This is a genomic window from Pyrolobus fumarii 1A, from assembly GCF_000223395.1.
In the GTDB taxonomy this organism is placed as follows: domain Archaea; phylum Thermoproteota; class Thermoprotei_A; order Sulfolobales; family Pyrodictiaceae; genus Pyrolobus; species Pyrolobus fumarii.
In genome coordinates this window covers 211,376-233,498 of sequence record NC_015931.1, presented here as the reverse complement: position 1 = coordinate 233,498, position 22,123 = coordinate 211,376, and the positions used below count along the sequence as shown (strand labels likewise).

Here is a 22,123-nt window from a genome sequence, read left to right as displayed (position 1 = left end):
ACGCACGCAGCATAATAGGTGTTGGGGTGTGGCTCGACTACTGGATGGTACCTGCAAGACTTCCAGCTTCTCGCGGAGGGCGTAGGTTGAAAAGCTAGGAGCGGGAGGGGCTAGCGGGGGCCGGTCTTGGCAGAGGATGTTGTTCGCATCCTACGTGCCGTGAAAGAGTTCGAGGAGAAGCTAACAAGGATAGAGAGTAGCATCGAGAAGGATGCGAGCAGCCTATTGGCTGCTGCCGAGGAGAGAGCTAGAAGGCTTGAGACTAAAGCTGAGGAGATCGTAGACCGCGCTAGAAGCACCATCAATGCTCTAGCGGAGGATGAGATAGCAAGGATACGCGACGAGCTAGAGAAGAAGAAGCGCGAAGTGCTAGCGAGCGTCGAGGCTACCGCCCGCGCCAATTTCGAGAAGGCCGTTGAGGCTGCACTGGAGGTGCTAGCCAATGCCGTTCGGATATCGAGGAGGTAGCCCGGCTGGCTATGCTGCTAAACTTGCAGCCGCTCTAGGCGAGGCGCCCGGCCCGGAGGGCATCAAGCTACTCCTCCAGTCAGCCTACTCCTTCAATACGTTCATAGAGGCGTTGAAGAGTTTCGCCATTGCAGCGTGGATCGAGGATACTAGCTCGCCTCGCGGCATAGAGATTGGCATGAGGAGGTGGCTCTCAACCAGGATTGCGCAAGCAAGAGCATTTGCGAGCGGCGCCAGAGAGCTCATAAACATGGCCTACTCGACATACATAGCCGCTAGAGACCTTACTCTCCTCCTCAGGATGGCGTATGAGGGTGAGGAGCCTCCACAGCCAGATGCACTAGCAGCCCCCGAGAATCCTCTTGTAAAGCACGTCTACAAGTTCTACCTCGAGACCAGAAGCTTTAGAGGCATACACGATTACCTGCAACGCACAGCGTTCCACATGCTACCCAAGCTTCTAGACTACTATCTCAAGGTGGAGGGCGCCAACGGGATAGACGCGGCTATCGACACTCTAATAGCATGGCTCTTCAACAACGCGTATCGCAACACGATGCAAGCTAGATACTATCTCTGCCCCCGCCTGGATATGCTCTATGCGAGAGTTATGCTAAACCTTGCCATGCGCGGAGCCCCAAGAGAAGTCATTGAAGAGTTCATACGCCTACTTAGACCATGCAAACTCCCCGACTTGACAAGAGAGGCCTCCATAGGCGACCCAGAGGCAATCATGTTGAAGCTGCGCAGCACATTCTACGGCGAAGTCACCGAGCCCGACATGATCAAGGCATTCGCTATTGTAGAGAACTTGATTCGCAGAGAGGCCAGGAAACGCGCCGCTATGGGCATTGCGAGCAACCCGCTCAGCGTAGGGTTCGCTACTGCCGCGCTAGAGTACCTCACACTAGACCTCTACGATATAGTCGTGATAGCTAACGGTGCCTTTGCTGGCGCACGCCCATCCGAAATAGCACAACAGCTCAGCGTCTAACGAGAAGCAGGACGCGCAAGCCTAGGCACCCCCTATAAACAATTTCATGTTGTTCTTCCGGAGCCAGTGGCTTAAAAACCAAAGTCGCTCCTCGGCTAGCTTCAGAAGCCGTCGTCGGGCACATGCTCTACTTGTATAAGTACTGGCTTACGGAGCGGGTTTGCGAGGCCAGCGAGGTAGAATTGCCTCCTATCTAGCATAGCTAGCGACGCTTGCGTTACATTACCCAAGTCCAGGTAGCCGCCCAGCTCTTGCAGGTCACCAGTAGCTTGCAGACGCGAGAAGAATACAGTGCCTAAGTTTGCACGAATACCAGGCTTGATGTCCCTTGATACTCTTTGACTAGCGACTAGTAGCCATAGGCCCCACTTTCTACCCTCGCGCGCTATCTTCTCAAGACGAGTAGCCGAGGGTCTACAGTACTCGCATGCATAGTGCTGCGCCTCGTCAACAAACACTGCAACGTTAATTGGCTGGAGCGTCTCGTGTATTATCTTCCAGGCCTCATCCACGACCTGAGCCACGATAGCACGCTTTGCCGCTATTTCCTCCTCACGCCCCAGGTCAACAACAACTATGTTGTGATCTAGCGCGGCTTGTATTATCTCCCGTGGTGATACATCCCTACCACCGAAACTCTCATAGATGTAGTTCGGCACACGCTCTGCATACAGCCTTAGTTTCAACAGTGTGGTGTCTCGCGCGCCAAGCCTCTTGGCTACGAGGAGCAGTGTAGAGATGAACTCTTCCTTGTTCCAAGTGTATTGGCGGCTTCGCTGGGCACTCATCCTTGTCGTCATGTAGCTTTCACGTAGACATTGTTCGGGTGTACTGAATTTGCCCTTGACTAGCCCGTCATGGCAATAGACACCTGCTAGCACGTAATCCTGTAGTGTACTAGGTACGTCCATAATCTCGGCAAGCATCTCTGTCATAGTTATGACGTCGAGTTGTACCCTGTTGGCTGGTACAACGGGATAACCAAGTTTCTCTGCAACGGGGGCATAGTCTACGCCACTATGATCGAAAATTATCACCGCGTAGTGTCTTGACGCTTCGCGTGCAAGCCTTCTTACAAGCCGGCTCTTACCCATACCCGTCGCGCCAAAAACACCAACATGCATCTTGAGCGCCTCTGGATCTATAGGTGGACTCCAGCCGGTAAACGGGTGGACACCAACACGCAGCCCTCGTCCACCAACAATGGCGTCAAGAAGCTCGGGACCCGTTATGATGTATACGCGGCTGCCTGGATGAGGCGCGTACACAGGTGGCTCTATCTTCCCTATCACACTCGCGGACTCATCCTCTAACTCGAACCTTGCAACACCATATAGCTCGATGTAAGCGTTGGTAAATGGTGCTAGAAGGTCGTTTGTCAGTGCCTGCGGATAGCTGGTGTATACATTCGGGATGCCACGACGCAGGAACGGCTCATACCTAGTCACGAATCTCAACACGCCAATCAACACTACATCGTTTCCCAGATGTTCGTCGTGAACTGCTACCATGAGGTCCTCTCGTATCAATGGAGCATGCTCCTTTCTCACTGCTATCGGCGCGGTTACAGATGTAGCACCACTAAGCACGACACCTATCTCTTCGCCAAGCATCCTCCGTATTCTCGGGTGGAGGGGCAACTTCCACCCACATTTACGTACATCAACGGGTATCACTCTATAAGACTCGGGTTACCGTCGCCACATACGGGCGATGACGACTGTAGCCTGCACAGACCGATGAAGAGCCTCGATCCCACCCGAGCCCGCTAGGAGCGAGCTTGATACGCCCGTAGCGCTAGCCATGCACCCGGATGGGATGTTTGGCTGGCAGAGTGTTGATTGTGGGGCATTCTCCCGACCCGGATGACGCCTTCATGTTCTACGGCATAGTATCTGGCGCCGTGAAGATACCGGGTTTCAACGAGATACGCGAGGTGATAGACGACATAGAGTCTCTCAACAAACGCTTACTCGAGGGCGATGTCCTTGATGCCAGTGCTGCGTCGTTCCACGCTGCACTGCACATAGCACAGCGCTACTATGTGCTACGCGTCGGCGCCAGTATGGGTATTGGCTATGGCCCGGTGGTTGTAGCCAAGAGGCGCCTTGATAGTCTGAGGGGTGCAAGGATAGCTGTACCCGGTAGATGGACTACAGCATATCTGTTGCTACGTCTAGCCTTGGAGGATGCATTCGAGCCCGTGTTTGCCAAGTTTGACGAGATACCGTCTCTCGTTGAGAGAGGCGAGGTTGACGCTGGACTACTGATACACGAGGAGCAGATAGCGTTTGAAAGGCGGGGTCTCATCAAGGTCTTTGACTTGTGGGAGTGGTGGGAGTCACGCGTCGGTAAGCTACCATTACCTCTCGGCGTCGACGTCTTTGCCAAGAGGCTTGGCGTTGAGGCTGCAAGGGGGTTCGCAGAAGCATTACGCCGTAGCATACTCTATGCGAGAGAGCATCAAAAGGAGGCTTTGCACCACGCCATGAGATTCTCTAGAGTCAGGGACCCCGAGCTGGTGTCACGCTTCATCAACATGTATGTGAATGACTATACGCTTGATATGGGGGAGGATGGTATTCGGGCGCATAAGGCGCTCGCCGAGCTGGCTGTTGAAGCGGGTCTAGTGCCCAGGGACATCCTTGACTACCTTGAGTTCGTGTAGCAGGGTTAGGTTTAACCGCTGGTTTTCTGAGAGCACCGCACGGGTCAACATTGGCGCTGCTTGAGACTGTGCTGGGGGCACACCTATCGCCGCGCGAGAAGCTCTACGCGCTGAGCCTTTTGTCGGTAGCCGTGATTGTAGCAACGCTTCTGCTTGCTTTTGCCGCGACGTTCTTCGCTAAAGCGGAGCCAATCTTCCGTAAGGAGGGGCTGGGGGTCTACACTTGGAGCGTCTGGTTGCCCTCAGAGGATAACCCTGAAGCCGAGCGTTACGGCCTTGCCGCGGCAATATGGGGCACGGTGTACGTTGCAATCATAGCCGTTGCCGTATCCTTGCCCCTTTCGACCGCACTTGCACTACTAGTAACCGAGTATATACCGAGCAGTAAGCTGCGTGAGGTTGTATCCGCGTTGTCCGACGCCATGGCTGCACTGCCGACCATCGTCTACGGTCTGTGGGGTGTAACGGTGCTAGCCCCTCTCCTCCGAGACTACGTTATGGAGCCCCTCTACGAGTGTTGCAGATTCATACCGCTCTTCTCCTACGAGCCGACCACCGGCCAGTCGATACTCACCGCCGGCATCCTCATGGGGATAATGTCGGTGCCCTACGTGGCATCCATGATACGTGAAGCATACCTCCTGATACCTCGTAGCTTACGCGAAGCCATCTACTCTCTAGGCGCGACAAGAGCCGAAGCCACACGCCTACTACTTGGCTACATAAAGCCGGTCGTGATAGCCGCGGCTCTACTCGGGTTTGGACGTGCAGCCGGCGAGACTGTCGCAGTATCTCTTGTCGTCGGCAACACTTTCACCATCAGCATCTCGCCCTTCGCACCAGGCTATACCATAGCGGCACTCATAGCCAACCAGTATGGCAACGCATACCTTTACACGTACATGGAGAGTGCACTGTTTGCCGGAGGCTTGGTGCTACTCCTGCTAGGAGTCGTTGTAAATGTAATCGGGATAACTATGATGCAAAGGTGGCTACGCAACATACACGGTAAGTAGCATTTAACCGGGCCTAGCCAACGTGCACCGCGGGGGCATAGTGAGAGCCTTTGACTCGAGAAGATTACGCGATAGGATATTCACACTAGCCGTCTATGCTGGCGGCCTACTTGCACTACTGCCCCTGTTCGCCATCCTGGCCGCGCTCCTGGTCAACGGCTTGTCGGTGATAGCAGAGAGGGGCGTCGAATTCTTCACTTCACCTGCACCAACGGGAATAGGCCCCGCTCTGTACGGCACAGCTATACTAGCCGCGTCCGCCATGTTGATAGCAGTACCACTTGGTGTTGCAACCGCGCTCTTTCTCTACGAGTTCCCGGGAAGCAAGCTTTCACCATCACTACGCGTCATAGTACAGTCACTGGTAGAGATACCAACTATACTCACCGGCCTATTCATCTACCTTGTACTCGTTGAGCCGTTGCCGCCAATCCGGGCGCTGTACAATGCACTAGGGCTGAGTAGCATCCTTCCCATCGGCACGTACAGCGGCCTTGCGGGCGCAGTAGCTCTAGCACTAGTCATCCTGCCATACATCGCTGTCCAGGCAGAGAGCGTGCTTAGGCAAGTCCCCCAGACGTACAGAGAGGCCGCCCTCGCGCTAGGCGCTACGAGGCAGAGAGCCGCCAGGATAATAGCAAGTATGGCAGCGAGAGGGCTCGCCACAGCCGCCATAATAGGCTTTGCAAAAGCAGCAGGCGAGACAGCACCACTCCTCTTTACCGCTGGTGGCGGTTACCGTAGTTATCCCGGCAGCCCTATAGACGCACTAACACATCCGGTCGGCGCCGTCAGCCTCCTGATATATGATTATGCTAGGATGCCTACACCGGATAGGATAGCAACCGCGTGGGGCGCTGCCTTAGTGCTTACAGCGATAACGCTAGCTCTCATTATCCTAGCGAGGTTCCTAGTGAGTGAGAGGAGGCTATAGAGTGTTGAAACGGGTAGACCTCAATGATGTGCTCACGCTACTAGAGAGGCTGGAAAGGCGAGGATACAAGGCGTATCGCGAGAAGCTCTCAAGACTAGAGTTCACGGTACCATGTGGAATAGCGCGCTTCACTAGAGTGCAAGGCGACCCCTACGCGCCCCCTAGCGTGCTTGAGGTTCGCGGCCGCTTACACTTGAAGGGACTCGCCTCTAGGTACCCAGTAGCTACAGCCGACTATGCTTACCGCTTTCTACGCTCCAGGCTAGCAAGGCTGTCTAGGAAGAGAGGGAGCGGTCACAGCGGCTACCTTGGACTCCCAAAGCCGTCTAACGCTATGATACGTAGGAGTGGCTTCGAAGTACACCAGGATTACTTCATAGCTAGGTTCTGGTTCGGGCTGCCAGCACGCGGCAGGAGGATTCTGGGGTACGAGGCCGCCAGGATGCTAGAAGATAGCATAGATGCCGTGTGCAGCACTATCAGAGTGTTGGAGAAGGGCAACTCAAGTCTAGAGGAGCACGTGAAAGTTTACGCAGTACAAGAGTATCTTAGATCGCTTCTTCCGAGGCACCGCCTAGTAGCGTTCATAGGCAATGGCTCGATACTGCCTAGGCGTTGTGGATGGTGCGAAGAGCCCCTCGCAAACGCTATCCCTTTTGAGTCTCCATCCTCGATGCGCATCGAGCTTGAGACTCCTTGGGGCACGTACGAGGGTATGGGTATACCTCGCGGGTTTACGGTTATAACTGGCCACCCGTTCCACGGGAAAACAACACTCCTTGAAGCTATAGCGGCTGGCGTGTATAACCACGTTAAGGGCGACGGCAGAGAGACCGTCGTTTCCCTTAGGAGCGCATACTGGATTGAAGCCGAGGATGGCAGGCCGGTACATTGTAGAGATGTTTCGCCGCTGATAACTAGACTACCAGGCAACAATGACACCACGTGTTTCACGACCAGTGATGCGTCAGGGGCAACGAGCATGGCCGCATCTATAATTGAAGCCTATGAGGCTGGCGCCGAACTCATACTCATAGACGAGGATAGAGCCGCAACCAACCTACTATACATCGATCCGCGTGTCGAGCGTCTTGCCGGGGCACCGCCAATAACACCATTGGCTAGCTACTCTCACTGTCTCTCGGCTCTCGGCGTTTCCACTATGCTGGTGACTGGCGCGCTTGGCGCTCTAATAGAGGAGGCTGAGAACTTGATAGTGATGAAGGATTTCAAGCCAGCGCACGCCGAGGTGCGTGAAAGTAGACTGCCGCGTAACTGCGTGAAACCTAGGAGGAGGCCCGTGTCTACGCGCCCTTGGAGATCCAAGCCAAGGCCTCCAAGGCTGGTCGGAAAAGACGGTTACGAGTTGAACCTGGAGTCTAACCGTATACTCGTAGAGGATGGGCAATACACAACTATTGCACTACTGCTTGCTAAGCCTTGGCGCGGCACTCTCAGCGAAATAGCGAAGAGGGTAGACGAGCTGATGGAGAAGGGCTTCGAGGCGATAACTCCAAACCCGCCGCCTAGCCTGGCAGAGGTGAGAGGGTTAGATTTCGTATATGCGCTGATGAGGCTGCCGCCAGGGTACGTTACTACGTCATGAGTAGATTCGCATCCTACAAAAACGATAGGGTGGTAGAAGTTGTATGGGTCGGTGGGGGCGGGACTAGTCTCCTCATTCTAGCGATGCTTGTCGGTTGAGTGGGGGTGTCCTCACACCCACGCCGAGAACCTAGCCTGTAACCTCAACCTCAAATACGCATTTGCCCTTCTCGCCTTGCGCTTGTTTCACAACTACACGTTTACCTATCATTTCGGACATCATGCCCGCTACTAGTCCACGCTCAAGATGGCAACCTTCGCCCCCATCTATCCCTAGGGCCCCGGATAACGTATTACTCAACACAAGCTTTACAGCAGACCCCGCCTTCTCCACGCTTTCAAGCTTACCTACACCCATGGCCTCCAGGATTTCCGCGATAGCCCTTACAGAGTCTATGTTCTCCGTACCGCTCCTAACTCTCAACGCGTCTTTTGCCATTGCCCGGCCCGCTTTCACACCAATATAGTACATCAAGCTTCTTGCAGCTGCACCCGCAACGCTTTGCAGCGCCTCGAATATCGCTTTGTAGAATACAGCAGGCATTATGAACACGCGCTCGCCACTTACAGTCTGCAATTGTTGCTGTCCTTCACGCTTCTCGCTTAAAAGCTGGACGCACACCATGTATCACCCCGCACGTTACTCCAGCATCTTATACCTTGACTTGAGCCGAATGTGCTTTAGAAGGTTAGCTAGGTGGCGAGTAGACAATTACTCAAACATTCGTTAATAATATCAGATTCCAACTAATCTTTTTACACTCGTTACAGAACCGCGTAAACGTACGTGTATTCGCATATACCGGTCGTATTGCTATCTACATTTTACAAGCATTGATGCATTCACAATGTGTAACGCAACTGCGCGTGCCCAGTCAGCTTCAACGACTACCAATCCCGACCAGGGGACACCATAGGCTATCACTGCGCCGTCAGGCGCCTCTATGATGGCTGGTATTGCTGTGAGATCCTCCTCTCCCTCTATTAGTATCATTGTAGGGTTGCTGCGCTCCCACGCTTCTGCTATAACGCTCCACGAGTCCCACGATATGTACCCGCGCGGATTCCATGCGCGAACTACCCTGTATCCCGGCGGAGCATTGATACACTCTATCCGCTCGCGTCTAGTGAGACAATCTATGATAACGATGTGTGGATGTAGGCCATGTTTGAGCATAAGCCTTGCGGTATAATCGCCGATAACCGCCAGTCTATCGTCTCTTTTGCTGAGTTCGCTCAACTCTGCAGTATTGTACGCGAGGTACTTGCTACGACGCATGTACTCGCGTAGCTCCTCGCTAGGCTCTAGACAATAACCCGGAGGGGGCGATGCGACATGCAAAAGCTCCACCTAGGCTCCCGGCTAGGGACAAGGCCCACGCTCAGTAGACACGGATTGCGTATCGCCCCGGTTTCTCAACGCGAACCGGCATGTACTTGATGAGTACGCTCTTCTCCGTATCTAGTATTATCGCGACTCCCGCCCACTCCTCCGTTAGGTCTGTGGAGCCGCAGTAGGGACATCGGTCAACCTCTTTGGGTACTAGCGCATGGCACGACCTGCACGCCCTGAAGGGCGCTCTTTTAGTCCTTCTAGTTGCGGCGGACACGGCTTACACCTCCATCTCATCCTTTCGCTTCGGGTAATGCACCACTCTTCTTCAACTCCTCTTCAATCCATTCTAGCTTACCTAGCAACCACCCTCTCATCGTGAGGCTCACTCTTGGCCTCTGGTGCGGCCTGACTCTGAACGACACTGCCTGCACCTTAGCCCTCACGACGTCATTCCTGCGAAGTACCCTATTCGTACCCTCCTCTATCACAATACCGTTGGCGACGTCAATGGTGACTCTGCGCTGCGAGATGTGCGAAACGTGTATATAGCCGTCGAGTGGCCCAAGATCCACAAATATACCGTGCTCGACCACCTCGACAACACGCCCTTCGACAACCTCGTTTTGCTCTGGGCGGAACAGGAGCAGATCGAATGTCGCACGGTGCCAGGTTCCGCCGTCACCCGGGATTATACGCCCCATCTCTTCCACATCAACATTAAGAACAGTGATTATAATTGCTTTTAATTCGCGGTCTACGCGCCCCTCATACTTCTGTCTGAGCACTCGCAACGCTGCCTCCTTCAACGGCAGGTGGAAGAGGCTTGGCGGGATTCTCACGACATCCTCTACACGCGCAACCATGTACAAGGCGCTTTCCTCACCCTGGTTGACACGCGCCACCGCAAAAACCTAGTGTTTAAAGGGTGTAACGCTACAATCCTACCTGGTTACAATACAACGCTACAACTCGATGTTTGCATGCATTGCGCGCAAGTCTTCCTCGGTCTTACCGAGACGGTGCATCAACTCGACGGCGACACCATCCAGGAATATCATAGCAGTGTCCTCGAAGAGCGTGCCGAGGGGCGCCAACGGCTCGTGTATACCCAGGATCTGCCTCGCGAAGTAGTCTTCCTCCTCACGCTTTGTTTTAGTCCTGCCCGGTATCTCTACAACAACATCCGCTAGCCTACCGAGTGGACTATCAGGATAGCTTGTAATCGCGATTACCTTTGCACCGACTTTCTTTGCGGCCTCGGCAGCCGTGACTATTAGCTTAGTCGAGCCTGATCCGGAGATGGCTATAACGACGTCCCGCTCGCCTATACGTGGCACAATAGTGTCTCCGAGCACGTACACGTTGTAGCCTAAGTGGTGGAGCCTCATGGCAAAGGCGCGGCCAACAAGCCCGCTCCTACCGGCACCCATGACTAGTATCTTGGAGCGACCATTAGACTTGTAAGTCTCGACAAGTATCTCTATCATGCGCTCTACCTGCTCGCGCTTAATCAACTCCATTGCCTTGGTCACGAAGTCTACGATTTGACGCATGGTTTTGAAGACGTACTCGACCATAGGGCATCGGCCCTACGGCCACTCCACGGTCTGCCGTCCCGGAGTGTCAGTTTCTAACCTTTACCATTCACATGTTAAACGAGTTGAATAAGCTAAATATTACAGTTCGGCTGACCTAACGCACGTAGCTAGTAGGCGTTTAAGTCTCGGTATTCCCGCGGAGAGGAAGGGTGATTAAGACTGCAAGGGCAGCTAGACAGTGAGACACTCCGGGTGATGAGGACTGTTGCCGAAGATAGACCCATCAACGAGTTCGCCGAGCTGCTGGTGAAGATAGCTGATAAGTGGAGGGCACGCTGGGAGGAAGCCAAAGTATTCGAGGCTGACCCCAACCCCGAGAAGCCCAAGTTCTTCGTCACAGCCGCGTTCCCCTATCCCAACAGCCCACAACACATAGGCCATGGTAGAACCTACACCATAGCCGATGTCTACGCGAGGTACAAGCGGCTACGCGGTTTCAACGTCCTGTTCCCGATGGGCTTCCACTATACTGGCACCCCGATAATCACGATGGCCGAGGCTATCGCCGAGGGTGATAAGGAGCTCATAGACATAATGGTGAATGTATACGGCGTGCCTAAGGAGGACCTTGAGAAGCTAAAGGACCCGCTACAGCTAGCCAGGTACTTCCACGAGGATATCAAGGCCGGCATGAAGGAGATGGGGTATAGCATAGACTGGAGGAGGGAGTTCACAACAGTAGACCCGGAGTTCAAGAAGTTCGTGGTTTGGCAGTTTGAGAGGCTGCGCTCTAAGGGCCTGCTGACTCGCGGTACTCACCCCGTCGGCTGGTGCCCGAAGCACGAGATGCCTGTTGGCATGCATGACACGAAGAACGATGTTGAGCCCGAGATAGGCGAGTTTACCCTCATAAAGTTCATTGACGATGAGGGTAGAGTCTACCCGGCGGCCACGCTACGCCCTGAGACAGTCTTCGGCGTGACCAATGTGTGGGTCAACCCGAGGGCCGAGTATGTCGAGGTGGATGTTGACGGCGAGCGGTGGGTAGTGAGTAAGAGGGCTGCGTTTAAACTACGTTATCAGAGGCGCCGTGTAGAGGTAATCCGGGAGCTGAAGGGCGAGGAGCTGCTGGGTAAGAGGCTTCTGAACCCCGCTACTGGCAGGAAGGTCCCGATACTCCCAGCCACATTCGTGGATCCCGACACTGCTACCGGCATAGTGATGAGCGTCCCTGCGCACGCGCCATTCGACTATGCTGCTCTGCGCGACCTCCTTGAGAGCGAGCAGGGTAGGGAGCTTCTCGAGAAGCTTGGTGTCGATTCCTCGGAGCTAGAGCCTATTCCAGTGATAAGCGTGCGAGGCTACAAGGAGGTACCCGCTAAGCAGATAGTCGAGGATATGGGCATAACCAGCCAGGAACAGCGCAAGCTACTCGAAGAGGCGACAAAGAAACTCTACAGCGATGAGTACCACCACGGCGTGATGAGGAGCGATATTATCGGCCTGGCTCTTCGCCATCTGCCAGAGGAGTATCGCCGTTATGCCATTGCCGCCGTGAAGGCCTGGATAGCTGAGAAGCCGGTACCAGAGGCCCGCGAGGCTACCAAGAAGTGGCTAGAGGCCATAGGCTACGCCGACATAATGTACGAGGTTATGAACAAGCCTGTCTATTGCCGCTGTGGCACCGAGATAGTTGTCAAGGTGCTCGAGGACCAGTGGTTCATAAACTATGGCGACCCCGAGTGGAAGAAGCTCGCCCGCGAGGCACTTGCAAGAATGAGGATAGTCCCGCCGGAGATGCGCGAGGAGTTCGAGAAGACCATAGACTGGCTGCATGAGAGGGCCTGCGCGAGAACAAGAGGCCTCGGTACAGAGCTGCCATGGGCTAAGGGCTGGATAATAGAGTCTCTAAGTGACTCAACAATCTATATGGCGTTCTACACCGTCATACACAAGATAAGGAAGTATGGTCTGCAGCCAGAGCAGCTCACCGTGAACTTCTGGGACTATGTGCTCCTTGGGAGCGGTGACCCCAAGAAGGTGTCGAAGGAGACCGGTATACCTGTAGAGGTGCTTAAGGAGCTACGTGAGGAATTCGAATACTGGTATCCGCTCGACTCGAGGCACAGCGCCCGCGACCTAGTGCCAAACCACCTGACATTCTTCATCTTCAACCACGCAGCTATCTTCCCGAGAGAGAAGTGGCCACGCCAAATCGTGGTTAACGGTCTCGTGCTGCTAGCGGGCAAGAAGATGAGCAAGAGCCTACGCAACATAATACCACTGCGCAAGGCTATACGCGTCTACAGCCCAGACGTCATGAGAGCCTCGCTGATCGTCGGCGCCGAGCTGCTGCAGGATGTTAACTTCACCCACGGTCTCGCTATGAGCGTGCTGGGTAGGCTCCAGAGGATATACGATATCGCGAAGAGCGTTGTCAGCCTAGAGCGGAGGCGCCCCGAGCAGCTCACGCTAGCAGATAGGTGGCTACTCTCCAGACTACAGTACCACAAGGAGCGCGTAACGAACGCGTATGAGAATCTTAGGCTGAGAGAGGCAGGCATAATACTACTCTACGAGATGGTCGAGGACGTCAACCGCTACCTCGAGGTGCGTGGCACGACGCCAGAGGCCGCATGGGTGCTCCGCAAGTATCTCACCGAGTGGATTGTCATGCTCTCGCCGATAACCCCGTTCATAGCTGAGGAGCTGTGGCAGATGCTGGGTGGCGAAGGCTTCGTATCAACCGCCAAGTGGCCAAAGATAGAGGAGGAGCTACGCGACCCGCAGGCCGAGCTCGCCTTCCAGTATGTCAGGCGCCTGGTGGATGACGCACGCGATATACTGAGGGTCCTCAAGTCCAAGCCACGTGTGATGAAGATAGTGATAGTGCCACGCGAGGAGTGGAGCCTGCTGAAGAAGGCTGTGACAGCCGCCTCTGAGAGGAAGCCGCAACGCGAGTTCATCCAAGAGGTACTGGCCGAAGTTGACGATCCTAAGCTCCGTAAGGAGGTTGCCATGAAGGCGCGCAAGCTATACGAGTTCGCAATGAGCCTAGACGATTACACTAGGAGGCTCATAGCCGAGGCTGAGGCGCTAGACGAGAAGCACGTGATAGAGGAGCTGGTTGGCGTCATACAGAAGGCTGTTGGCGTCGAGAAGATAGAGGTCATGGAGACTGTTGAGGCGGAGGGCAAGGTGCCACCCGCCAAGATAAAGGCCGCACTCCCAATGAGACCCGCGATTGTATTCGAGTAGGGCGTGCACAGGGACGTAGAGACCTCTTGTTTTAGTGTGGGACACCACTGCCGGTTTTCATTGCTAGCCTACGCGATATCATGTACCTCGTATTGTAGTTGGTATACTCGCATTTTATGCCGAGCCTCTCGCAGAGCCTAGAGTCCGTGTCGTGCGGCAAGGGCAAACCAAGTGCAAGAAGCGCAATAACAGCATAGTCCCACGGCTCTTTGATGTGACGTGCCGCCTCTTCTAGCATCGGGTCTCCACTGGGCGCTACCACTAGGTGCATGTTCGCCGGATGGTGGTCCCCTATACGGCCATCAACCGGGTCTACTGGCGGCGCATAGATGTTCGCGGAGGCCAGGCTGTACCCTCTCCTCGGCGACACTACGATGTGTGGCGCACGGTTTACATAGGGACCGTGGAATATGCCTCCGCGGCCCAAGTCGATACTATAGGCGAAGTGATGCCCGGTTTCGCGCTGAAACTCCTCGAGAGCCTCCCTTACCCTTTCAACAACGCTTTTCACGTCATCCACTACTCTAGTGTTCACATAGATTCCCATACTCCACTCGTGAGGCATCACCACGGGGCTATTCTCTTCGTCGATGGTGGGCCTCTCGACGTGCACTGCAACCCTGCGGAGCCGCGGGAACCATGTCATCACCTTTCTTCCGATGCGCGTCACAATCTTGCCCGTGATCCGGTTCCTCATTAGCATGTTTACAAGGCGCGCTACCAGCGGCTCCTTGCCTCCTGTTTCTCTAGCAAGGCTCTCAGACACCTTCTTGAGCCGGATCTTGACGAGCCCGTAGTCATAGAGTATCCTCGGTATCGATACTCGATAAGAGGCTCTGTCGACACCATGGTCACTCACGATGAGGATGAGCCCATTGTCCATGAATTCTGGGATCAAAACCTCCTCCATAAGCTCGTCGAATGCCCCTAACACGTGTCTTAGGCAATCGTCACGCGGATTGTAGATCTCGTCGGGATGGCCATGCACAATTGCATCCACAAACCGCATCATTATGAACACGTACGCCTTGTCTTTCAACAGGCCTCTTCGCGATGCACGAGCCACCGTCTCTATCAGCGCCATATCGTGAGCGAGTAGACCGCATATTTCGCTGCGCTTCGAGTACTCTCTCGAGACTTCGCCAAGGACCTTCTTGTACAGCTCGTTGAGCCACTCTGGCTTGGCGTAATCCCTGGGAGAGAGCCAATCGGATATCAGCGCACCACGGAATGGTATGAGGGGCCACGAGGAGAACGGTAGGTTTACAACTAGACTCTCACCACCATGGTAAGATACTATATCGTGTATCCTGGGGCGCATCACATCTGTCGCCATGTGCACGCGTATCGGTCTCCCTACTTCGTCGGTCAGAAAGAAGTAGTAGATGCCATGCTTACCCGGGTTCACGCCACTAACTATACTCGTCCACATCGGCGGCGTGAATGGAGGCACCATTGGAACAGAACCTGTTACACCGCGAGACTCTAGCTGCGAGAGCGAGCGTAGGTACCCGTGACCCCGTAGAGCCTTGTAAACATCCACAGAGAGACCATCAATTCCGAGCATCAACACGCGATGCTGGAACCTTCCCTTGGACACACTCATCCGCTACTCGACCAGCTGCGTACCCTGAATAGAATCCTGGAAATACGCTAGTAGCTCCGCCAAGGCTATGCTAGGCCAAGCTTCCCTAGCAGCGAGCGCGTGACACGCTCCACGTCCCTAGCCACACGCGTCGCCAGCAGCTTCTCTATACTGCCGATGGCGTCCTCTACGCTCGGATCGTACCCCACTACGCCTAGATACTCGGCGCCGTAACGCTCGGCTAGCTGCTTCGCCACGCCACCGTTCCTAGCCATGTTCTCCACTAGGTAGCGCGGTACCCTCTGCTCCGCTAGCAGCGCTAGTAGACGCTCGACGCCAGCCTGTGCTAGCTTCGAGGGTGTCGTTACGGCAACGACATGGGGGTTGGGTAGGTACTCGAGTACGTCTAGTGTCTCGTCGCGGAGGCCCGGCGGCGTGTCGACCACCAGGAGGTCTAGCTCGCCCCAATTAGTGACCGCCAGTACCTCCTTGATTACCTCGTCGACGGACTCGCCACGTAGGGGTGTAGGCCTGCCCCACGTGTAGAACACGATCGACATGAAACGTAGACCTCTGGCAACCTCCGGGGGGACTACGCCCTCCCTTTCCTCCGGCTGGACGCCCCTAGGGTCTACACCTAGCACGACGTGAGCCGATGGGCCCGTCACATCTAGGTCCAGTAGGCCTACTCTCAGGCCGAGCCTTGCCGCCTGGAGGGCTAACAGCGTCGCAATTAGGGTCTTCCCCACCCCACCCTTAGAGCCCATGACAAGCACTATCCTCTTAACCTTGGAGAGCATGAGTCTCGCTCCAGCAAGCCTAGGGTCTATGCTCAGGGTCTCCACGTTACTCACCCTGCTACCCCTCGCCACGGCTGACCTTTAGGGAGAGTCTGACACCGCGGCCCGAGACTATCTCGAAGTCCCGGCTCCCGCAGCGAGGACACTTAGCGAAGCTGTAGATAGCCTCGGGTACGAAGTGTACCGCCTCGCGTATATCCTCGTCGAGGTCTAGGTCTTGGAGACTCCATTCACTGCCGCAAACCCTGCACCTAAACCTAGCCTTCTCAACCTCAGAGCGCACGCGTACCCCAGGCGCTATTTCGGGTGCAAGCCTCTTGAGGTACGACTCGATTACCTCGCGGTCGGCGTTCTGCAACTCGCCGAGGTATACCACAACCTCTTCTACGTTATACCCTTGCTTCACCACCCTCTCGATCTCAGCTAGTATCGCGTTAACGATTGCAAGCTCGTGCAGAAGGTACCACCGTTACTACAACTCGCGCCTAGAATAGGGTTAAACTACCCTCGGGCAAGACAACCTCCCATCCCACACCACATATATACAGAGACGTGAAGACTCACAGCTCAAACATCTACAACTTGTCATAATGACACACTAATCACCACTATCTACTCGTCCAAGGAATCCTCAACCTGATCGGGTGCGTCGCCGTGGAGGCTGCCCTCCACGGGTGGATGCCAAACGAACGGTATAAGGCGGCTTGGAGGCCTACCTGGCGGGATACCGAGAGTCTTGCAGAAGCTTGATCGTGTAAACCGTATACTCCTCTGCAGGGATGCCGCGAGAAGGCTGCAAGCTCTGGCATGCACGTGTGGAGTGGAGGTCGGGGGCTTTATCCTCGGCTATATCGATGGTGATAGCGGCGTATCTATGTGTTATCAGCTTGGGTGTAACGTGGCCGAGCATCCGCGGATAGAGTTCCTGGTAGACCCCGTGACTACGCTGAAGGTCTCCGAGCTGGCAGACGAAAAGGGGCTGGAGGTTATCGCCGTTATACATACGCATCCATCCGGCCATGCTGTGCCGAGTGCTCGCGACGCTAGCGGCATGGCTGTCTGGAGGGTTGTGTGGGTGATAGCCTCGTGTATGGGAGAGCTACGCGCGTGGATGTTAGAGCGTGGAGGGCCGATTCGCGAGGTAGAGGTTGTAGTTGAGGGGCGCGACTGCGGGCCTTGCATCGATGGGGAGGTGTGCCACTCTAACCCGTGTTACCACTTGGCTGTGTAGAGTGCTCCGGGGGAGGTTTAGGGGGCACGTTCACGCCTATAGCTGGGGGTCGTGTGAGAGTCCGGCTCCGTCTCGTAGCCATGTTTAGGGACATGGCGGGCGTCGATGAGCTGACACTAGAGGTTGAGAGGGACAGCGTCAGCGTGGGTATGGTTGTCGAGGAGGCTAGGAGGCGGTTGCCTGGCTTGGCAAGAGCACTCCAAGTGCTAGAGGAGCACGGGTTGAAGCCCCTCGTGGTGGTGAATGGGAGCCCCGCTAGCATGGACCATGTGGTGAGCGACGGGGATGAGGTTGTGCTCTTGCCGCCTGCGGCCGGCGGGGTTGTAGAGGCCGGCCTCATAGAGCAGGAGCTCGACTTGAACGAGGTTGTCTCTAGGCTTGCGAGGGAAGCGTCCAAGAAGGGTAGTGGAGCGCTAGTGGTCTTCGTAGGGTTCGTCAAGGGTGTTGTGGATGGCAATGAGGTGCACGAGCTTGTGTACGAGGCTTACGAGCCTCTAGCGTCCAGGACGCTACGCGAGATTGCAGAGAAGCACTCCAAGAGGGAAGGCGTCACCGACGTCATCGTGTACCATAGGGTTGGTAGGCTGAAACCCGGAGACACGACGATATACATCCTCGTGGCCGCCCGCGACCGCAAAACCGCCTTCGAAACCGCCCGCAGCATCCTAGAGGAGGTGAAGCACCAGGCCCCCATATTCAAGCTAGAGAGGCGCGCGGATGGAGACTACTGGGTGATGGGCGATGGCGTACGGGTACGCCGGGAACATGGAGAGGTACGATAGGCAGCTACGCCTCTGGGGCCGCGAGGCACAAGAGAAACTCCGCCAGGCGACGGTGCTCGTAGTCGGCGTCGGCGGGCTAGGCTCGATAGCCTCGCTCTACCTGACACTCGCCGGAGTCGGCCACCTGATACTGGTAGATAGGGACGCTGTTGAGCCATCAAACCTCAACCGCCAGGTGCTCTACACCGAGGAGGATATCGGCAAGCCAAAGGCGCTAGTAGCCGCCGAGAGACTATCAAAGCTCAACCCCGACGTTAGGATAGAAGCCCACGTGGCAACAGTATCCAGGGAGACCATAGAGCCCCTCGTCAAGAGAGCAGACGTCGTGATAGACGGCCTGGACAACTGGTCCGCGAGGCTAGTGCTAGACGAGCTCTGCTGGAAACACCGCAAACCCTTCGTGCACGCAGGCATCCACGGGATGTACGGCCAGCTAACCACAATCATACCAGGCAAAACCCCCTGCCTGCGCTGCATCGTACGCAACCCACGCGACCCACAACGACCCATACCGGTCGTCGGCGTCACACCCGGCGTAGTAGGCACGCTAGCAGCAACAGAAGCAATCAAACTAATAACAGGGTACGGCGAGACACTCGCAGGCCACCTCCTCATAATAGACCTAGCAAACATGGAGTTCACAAAGATCAAACTAGAGGTCAGCAACGAGTGCATAGAGGCTTGTGAGAAGATAGCTTAGAGGGTAAGCCCCACTAGAGGCGCCTAACTACTCGCCATGGTAGGGGCCACATATTGGACAACAAGGATGTACTTGAAAAGGCGTATAGGATAGTCGACTGGGGAGATAATCCTTGGTCTTACAAGGGTAAGGAGAGGTACCTTAGAGCTATTAGAGAGTTTGAACGCCTTGCCAGCCATCCATGGCTGGCTGAGCTACTCAATAACGATAGTCTCTCGATTCTGGATGTTGGCGCTGGTAGAGGCATTGGTGGCGTTGCATTAGCAAAGGTGCTCATGAGGAGAAGCGTAAAGGTCAAGCTAGTGATGGTTGACTTGCGCGAGGATGCCATAGAGGATGCACGACGCTTCGCCCGGGAGGAGAACGTAGAGGCCGAAGCGTATGTCATGGATGCTCTAGACGCGTACAAGCTTGGTAGATTCGATATAGTCTTGATGTATGGTGCTATTCTGGCGCACTTCAATGAATGGGATATGCCCAGGCTGTTCGCATCAGCAGCCAATGCTCTAAAAGACGATGGCGTGATCATCATAGAGGAGATGGACAGGGTGGACATGATATTCAGGAAAGGGTTCAAAGAGATAATAGTTGAGAACACTGACTTAGAGCAGCTCAGTATATCATTCCACGTTAGGTACGATCTCATCACGGGGTCATACTATCGGGCGTTTGTTAGACTAAAAGACTTCGAGGCAACCATACTACCATTAAACTTTAGGAGCATAGCGCACATCGCGTCAACCCTATGGCTATTCACCAAGGACGTAGACATCATACCCACCGAGGAAGAATCATTGTACTTTGTACTCGGTAAGGAGCCTCGAAGGGCGATAAACCCAGAAGGTCTAATGGAAGATCCAACGATACTCAAACGAGGAAAACCATGGATTAAAAGCAAGGAGAACAGAATTAAAGGCTAGGATACAGCGAGAGCAACCATATGACCATATGCACATCGCAACATACTAACCAGGAGCATGCCACACTAATCAATTCCTTAACCTATGCTTCACGCTCTCCTCATTAACAGGATTGAACACGGGCCTTCCGGCCAGGAGACCGGGTATAACACGGATTGTCCAAAGCTCGATGAGGCTGTTAATATTACGGTACTGCGACTGATGCGTATTCAAGGTATTATGGCATAATGGTATATCCTTGAGATAACACTCCATGTGTTCCTATGATGCTTCATCAGGCTCTTCATTTAACATATTCTACTCCATCCAGATCTTTGAATTCACGATCACCCGTTAGGAATGGTATCCTAAGGCGTCTTGCAAGCACATAGCCTAGGGCGTCTATCAGGGAGAGGTTCTTGCCCCGTTTCTTTAACTCTATGCGTAGTGCAGAGGCTTCAACATAATCTTCATCTGTGGCTTGAACAACGGTTACAAAGGCCCGTACTATCCTCAGTATCTTAACCGCTTTCTCTCTACCATAGTCTCTGGTCAACGCGTATGCAAGCTCCAATAAGTTGAATTCGCTAGTGACAAGCTCCTCGCTGGGCATACCTCTCGTAGGCGGGGCTACCCCTAAGAATCCTCGACAGGACACAGCTATCGGCATAGTAGCGCGCCAAGGCTATTCAACCATGCAGCCTCCTCAACTCATCCTTTAGCTTCTTGGGGTCTCCACCCTCCAGTCCTTTAGAAGGCCATAAATCCCCTCAATCCTCAGCCTCACCCGGACACCCTCGGGCAGATCAAGCTTCTCCAATGGACGCAGTACACCCTTCTCATACACAGCCTTGATAACCCTACTCATCCCTAGCCACCTCTAGGACAAGTATCGCATAGACATGGTTTAAAACTCGGTTCGAAGCTTGTTCCGGCCTGCTATAGTGGCCGTTAAAACCGTGAGCCCGCAACAATCCGCTGGTACACTGTTCAGAACACTCTCCGGAGGAATGCTTGTCATCTTGTTAAAATGACATGCTACGGGCCCCAGCCGTAATCCTCAACAGCGCTATAACAAGCATGGCATCCGGGGACAATGGCAAGACAACCTGGTAAGAGTATGGGCGCTCCTGCTGATGTATCCAGCTACCGGGAGCAGAAAGCAGAGGAGCATTGTGTGGCGGGCCCGCCGGGATTTGAACCCGGGACCTCCGGCTCCGGAGGCCGGCGCTCTATCCTGGCTGAGCTACGGGCCCTTGGCCATTCTCGTGTCTGTCTTGCCTGGAGGGTTAAGAGGGTAATGTTGCAGCGTTGCTCTCGCGCTTGTTACGACTTTGTGCTAGACCTATGCCTAAAGGATTGGGATGATTGTGGGAGCCGGGTTGTGTGGTAGCCGGGCGGGGATTCGAACCCCGGTCACGGGGGCCAAAGCCCCGCATCCTTGGCCGCTAGACGACCCGGCTGCCTCGCTCCACGGTTTGTTGCCGTGTTTGCACGGGTTTAGGGTTTATGCCTTGCATGTGCGTCTGGCGCTCTTCTCTCTGTGGCGTGGCTTTGTGTGTCGCGTTGTTTCTCTTGCTATGTTTTTCAGGGTAGGGGTTTGTGGTTTTGCGTTGGGCTTGGTGTTTTGGGGAGGGGGAGGCTGGCCATTCCTAAGGATGAGCGGGGGAGGTTTCCGGCTCGGCACGTGTCTGGTGTTGATCCTGGTCTTGTTGGTGTCCGGGCGTTGGATCATCCTTCGGTTCGTGCTTGGCATCGTTGGCTTCTCGAGGTTTATGAGCCGAGGTTTCGGGTGGCGCTTGTCACGCCGTGTAGTAATGTGAAGCCGTATCCGTTGTCGCCTACCTCGAGGAAGGTTGCTGGTTTGTTGCGGAGGCTTGGCTTGTGGAATGGTTTTGCACCTCAGGGTGTAGAGTGGCTCTATTTGAGTGATCTTCTTGTCTTTGTGCCTTATTGGCGTGCTTGGGATTATCCTGCTTGTTGTTACGAGCTTCACCCGGAGGAGGTTCTTGGCGATAGGAGGGCGTTTGAGAGGGTTGTAGGGCTGCTGGCGGCGGTTGTCGAGGTGCTTGTTGGGCGGGGGTTGGAGCGTGTGGTGTTGTTCCTTCCGAGGAGGCATTTGCGTATCTGGGAGGAGGCGAGGAGTCTTGCCTCGGTGTGGCCTTTGGAGGTTAGGGTTGGCTACACGCTTTTCTCGTTGAGGCCTCTGGGGGAGGCGTTGAGCACCGTGATTGGCGGTTGACGTGCTTCGCTGATAACTTGTTGTGTGGTTCGGTTTGCTGACCGGCGAGATTAATATACTATCCTTG

The 22,123-nt window shown here is 54.8% G+C and carries 23 protein-coding genes and 2 tRNA genes; 12 read left to right on the top strand and 13 right to left on the bottom strand.

What is annotated here, in order from left to right; translation table 11 throughout:
* Positions 1 to 126 precede the first annotated feature (126 nt).
* Positions 127 to 468: a hypothetical protein gene (locus PYRFU_RS01370; protein WP_014025812.1), complete on the top strand. Its 342-nt coding sequence runs from the start codon at positions 127 to 129 to the stop codon at positions 466 to 468.
* The gene (locus tag PYRFU_RS01365) at positions 443 to 1,462 is read left to right on the top strand and encodes a V-type ATPase subunit (protein ID WP_014025811.1); all 1,020 of its coding nucleotides are present in this window, start codon (positions 443 to 445) and stop codon (positions 1,460 to 1,462) included. The genes PYRFU_RS01370 and PYRFU_RS01365 overlap by 26 nt, the downstream gene beginning before the upstream one ends.
* Before the next feature lie 101 nt (positions 1,463 to 1,563).
* Here PYRFU_RS01365 and PYRFU_RS01360 read toward each other — a convergent pair whose 3' ends face one another.
* Positions 1,564 to 3,102 (bottom strand): ATP-binding protein, encoded by a 1,539-nt coding sequence (locus PYRFU_RS01360; protein WP_167827778.1) that lies wholly within the window; start codon positions 3,100 to 3,102, stop codon positions 1,564 to 1,566.
* A 182-nt stretch (positions 3,103 to 3,284) separates the two neighbouring features.
* Between PYRFU_RS01360 and PYRFU_RS01355 the strand changes: the two genes are divergently transcribed.
* Genes PYRFU_RS01355 through PYRFU_RS01340 form a run of 4 tightly spaced genes read left to right on the top strand, consistent with a single transcriptional unit; the run spans position 3,285 to position 7,686 of the window.
* Entirely contained in the window at positions 3,285 to 4,130 is an 846-nt protein-coding gene (locus PYRFU_RS01355; protein WP_014025809.1) for an MqnA/MqnD/SBP family protein, read from the top strand.
* A 50-nt stretch (positions 4,131 to 4,180) separates the two neighbouring features.
* A complete protein-coding gene (gene pstC / locus PYRFU_RS01350) occupies positions 4,181 to 5,146 on the top strand; it encodes a phosphate ABC transporter permease subunit PstC (RefSeq protein ID WP_014025808.1) in 966 nt (321 codons plus the stop codon).
* A gap of 40 nt (positions 5,147 to 5,186) precedes the next feature.
* Positions 5,187 to 6,080 (top strand): PstA family ABC transporter permease, encoded by an 894-nt coding sequence (locus PYRFU_RS01345; protein ID WP_014025807.1) that lies wholly within the window; start codon positions 5,187 to 5,189, stop codon positions 6,078 to 6,080.
* Positions 6,064 to 7,686, top strand: a complete 1,623-nt coding sequence (locus PYRFU_RS01340) for an ABC-ATPase domain-containing protein (RefSeq protein ID WP_052296908.1) — start codon at positions 6,064 to 6,066, stop codon at positions 7,684 to 7,686. Before PYRFU_RS01345 ends, PYRFU_RS01340 begins: the two co-directional genes overlap by 17 nt.
* A gap of 129 nt (positions 7,687 to 7,815) precedes the next feature.
* Here the strand turns inward: PYRFU_RS01340 and PYRFU_RS01335 are convergent, their stop codons facing one another.
* From PYRFU_RS01335 to hxlB, 5 genes are all read right to left on the bottom strand, one after another.
* Positions 7,816 to 8,307, bottom strand: a complete 492-nt coding sequence (locus PYRFU_RS01335) for a hypothetical protein (RefSeq protein ID WP_167827777.1) — start codon at positions 8,305 to 8,307, stop codon at positions 7,816 to 7,818.
* Between the two features lie 192 nt (positions 8,308 to 8,499).
* A complete protein-coding gene (locus PYRFU_RS01330; RefSeq protein WP_014025803.1) occupies positions 8,500 to 9,027 on the bottom strand; it encodes a GTP-dependent dephospho-CoA kinase family protein in 528 nt (175 codons plus the stop codon).
* Positions 9,028 to 9,067: 40 nt separating this feature from the next.
* The gene (gene spt4, locus PYRFU_RS01325; RefSeq protein ID WP_014025802.1) at positions 9,068 to 9,295 is read right to left on the bottom strand and encodes a transcription elongation factor subunit Spt4; all 228 of its coding nucleotides are present in this window, start codon (positions 9,293 to 9,295) and stop codon (positions 9,068 to 9,070) included.
* Between the two features lie 16 nt (positions 9,296 to 9,311).
* A complete protein-coding gene (locus PYRFU_RS01320; protein WP_167827776.1) occupies positions 9,312 to 9,923 on the bottom strand; it encodes a DNA-directed RNA polymerase in 612 nt (203 codons plus the stop codon).
* A 60-nt stretch (positions 9,924 to 9,983) separates the two neighbouring features.
* Complete coding sequence (gene hxlB, locus PYRFU_RS01315) at positions 9,984 to 10,598, bottom strand: 6-phospho-3-hexuloisomerase (RefSeq protein WP_014025800.1); 615 nt, start codon at positions 10,596 to 10,598, stop codon at positions 9,984 to 9,986.
* Between the two features lie 243 nt (positions 10,599 to 10,841).
* On the opposite strand from hxlB, the gene leuS reads away from it, so the two are divergent.
* Positions 10,842 to 13,817 (top strand): leucine--tRNA ligase, encoded by a 2,976-nt coding sequence (leuS, locus tag PYRFU_RS01310; protein WP_048192189.1) that lies wholly within the window; start codon positions 10,842 to 10,844, stop codon positions 13,815 to 13,817.
* Positions 13,818 to 13,848: 31 nt separating this feature from the next.
* On the opposite strand, the gene PYRFU_RS01305 is transcribed toward leuS, so the two are convergent.
* From PYRFU_RS01305 to PYRFU_RS01295, 3 genes are all read right to left on the bottom strand, one after another.
* Positions 13,849 to 15,423 (bottom strand): alkaline phosphatase family protein, encoded by a 1,575-nt coding sequence (locus tag PYRFU_RS01305; protein WP_014025798.1) that lies wholly within the window; start codon positions 15,421 to 15,423, stop codon positions 13,849 to 13,851.
* 65 nt (positions 15,424 to 15,488) lie between these two features.
* The gene (locus PYRFU_RS01300) at positions 15,489 to 16,256 is read right to left on the bottom strand and encodes a P-loop NTPase (protein ID WP_167827775.1); all 768 of its coding nucleotides are present in this window, start codon (positions 16,254 to 16,256) and stop codon (positions 15,489 to 15,491) included.
* Between the two features lie 4 nt (positions 16,257 to 16,260).
* Entirely contained in the window at positions 16,261 to 16,644 is a 384-nt protein-coding gene (locus tag PYRFU_RS01295; RefSeq protein ID WP_280097282.1) for a hydrogenase/urease maturation nickel metallochaperone HypA, read from the bottom strand.
* Between the two features lie 294 nt (positions 16,645 to 16,938).
* Here PYRFU_RS01295 and PYRFU_RS01290 point away from each other — a divergent pair, with 294 nt between their 5' ends.
* Genes PYRFU_RS01290 through PYRFU_RS09800 form a run of 4 tightly spaced genes read left to right on the top strand, consistent with a single transcriptional unit; the run spans position 16,939 to position 19,835 of the window.
* Positions 16,939 to 17,433, top strand: a complete 495-nt coding sequence (locus PYRFU_RS01290; RefSeq protein ID WP_014025795.1) for a M67 family metallopeptidase — start codon at positions 16,939 to 16,941, stop codon at positions 17,431 to 17,433.
* 53 nt (positions 17,434 to 17,486) lie between these two features.
* Positions 17,487 to 18,215, top strand: coding sequence for a molybdenum cofactor biosynthesis protein (locus PYRFU_RS01285; RefSeq protein WP_014025794.1), 729 nt, complete (start codon positions 17,487 to 17,489; stop codon positions 18,213 to 18,215).
* The gene (locus tag PYRFU_RS01280; protein ID WP_014025793.1) at positions 18,175 to 18,915 is read left to right on the top strand and encodes a HesA/MoeB/ThiF family protein; all 741 of its coding nucleotides are present in this window, start codon (positions 18,175 to 18,177) and stop codon (positions 18,913 to 18,915) included. The genes PYRFU_RS01285 and PYRFU_RS01280 overlap by 41 nt, the downstream gene beginning before the upstream one ends.
* 53 nt (positions 18,916 to 18,968) lie before the next feature.
* Positions 18,969 to 19,835: a class I SAM-dependent methyltransferase gene (locus PYRFU_RS09800; RefSeq protein ID WP_014025792.1), complete on the top strand. Its 867-nt coding sequence runs from the start codon at positions 18,969 to 18,971 to the stop codon at positions 19,833 to 19,835.
* Positions 19,836 to 20,118: 283 nt separating this feature from the next.
* Here the strand turns inward: PYRFU_RS09800 and PYRFU_RS01270 are convergent, their stop codons facing one another.
* The 4 genes from PYRFU_RS01270 to PYRFU_RS01260 all read right to left on the bottom strand — a co-directional run bounded on the left by PYRFU_RS01270 (position 20,119) and on the right by PYRFU_RS01260 (position 21,277).
* Positions 20,119 to 20,484, bottom strand: coding sequence for a PIN domain-containing protein (locus PYRFU_RS01270; protein WP_209442499.1), 366 nt, complete (start codon positions 20,482 to 20,484; stop codon positions 20,119 to 20,121).
* A gap of 48 nt (positions 20,485 to 20,532) precedes the next feature.
* A complete protein-coding gene (locus tag PYRFU_RS10125; RefSeq protein WP_014025789.1) occupies positions 20,533 to 20,682 on the bottom strand; it encodes an antitoxin family protein in 150 nt (49 codons plus the stop codon).
* A gap of 310 nt (positions 20,683 to 20,992) precedes the next feature.
* Positions 20,993 to 21,070, bottom strand: a tRNA-Arg gene (locus PYRFU_RS01265).
* Between the two features lie 131 nt (positions 21,071 to 21,201).
* Positions 21,202 to 21,277 (bottom strand) — tRNA-Gln (locus PYRFU_RS01260).
* 164 nt (positions 21,278 to 21,441) lie between these two features.
* Between PYRFU_RS01260 and PYRFU_RS01255 the strand changes: the two genes are divergently transcribed.
* Positions 21,442 to 22,056 (top strand): hypothetical protein, encoded by a 615-nt coding sequence (locus PYRFU_RS01255; protein WP_167827774.1) that lies wholly within the window; start codon positions 21,442 to 21,444, stop codon positions 22,054 to 22,056.
* Positions 22,057 to 22,123 lie beyond the last annotated feature (67 nt).

Coding starts and splice junctions, on each gene's coding strand:
- PYRFU_RS01365 (WP_014025811.1), top strand. CDS start 443: ATGCCGTTCGGATATCGAGGAGGTAGCCCGGCTGGCTATGCTGCTAAA.
- hxlB (WP_014025800.1), bottom strand. CDS start 10,598: ATGGTCGAGTACGTCTTCAAAACCATGCGTCAAATCGTAGACTTCGTG.
- PYRFU_RS01305 (WP_014025798.1), bottom strand. CDS start 15,423: ATGAGTGTGTCCAAGGGAAGGTTCCAGCATCGCGTGTTGATGCTCGGA.
- PYRFU_RS01280 (WP_014025793.1), top strand. CDS start 18,175: ATGGCGTACGGGTACGCCGGGAACATGGAGAGGTACGATAGGCAGCTA.
- PYRFU_RS01270 (WP_209442499.1), bottom strand. CDS start 20,484: ATGCCGATAGCTGTGTCCTGTCGAGGATTCTTAGGGGTAGCCCCGCCT.
- PYRFU_RS10125 (WP_014025789.1), bottom strand. CDS start 20,682: ATGAGTAGGGTTATCAAGGCTGTGTATGAGAAGGGTGTACTGCGTCCA.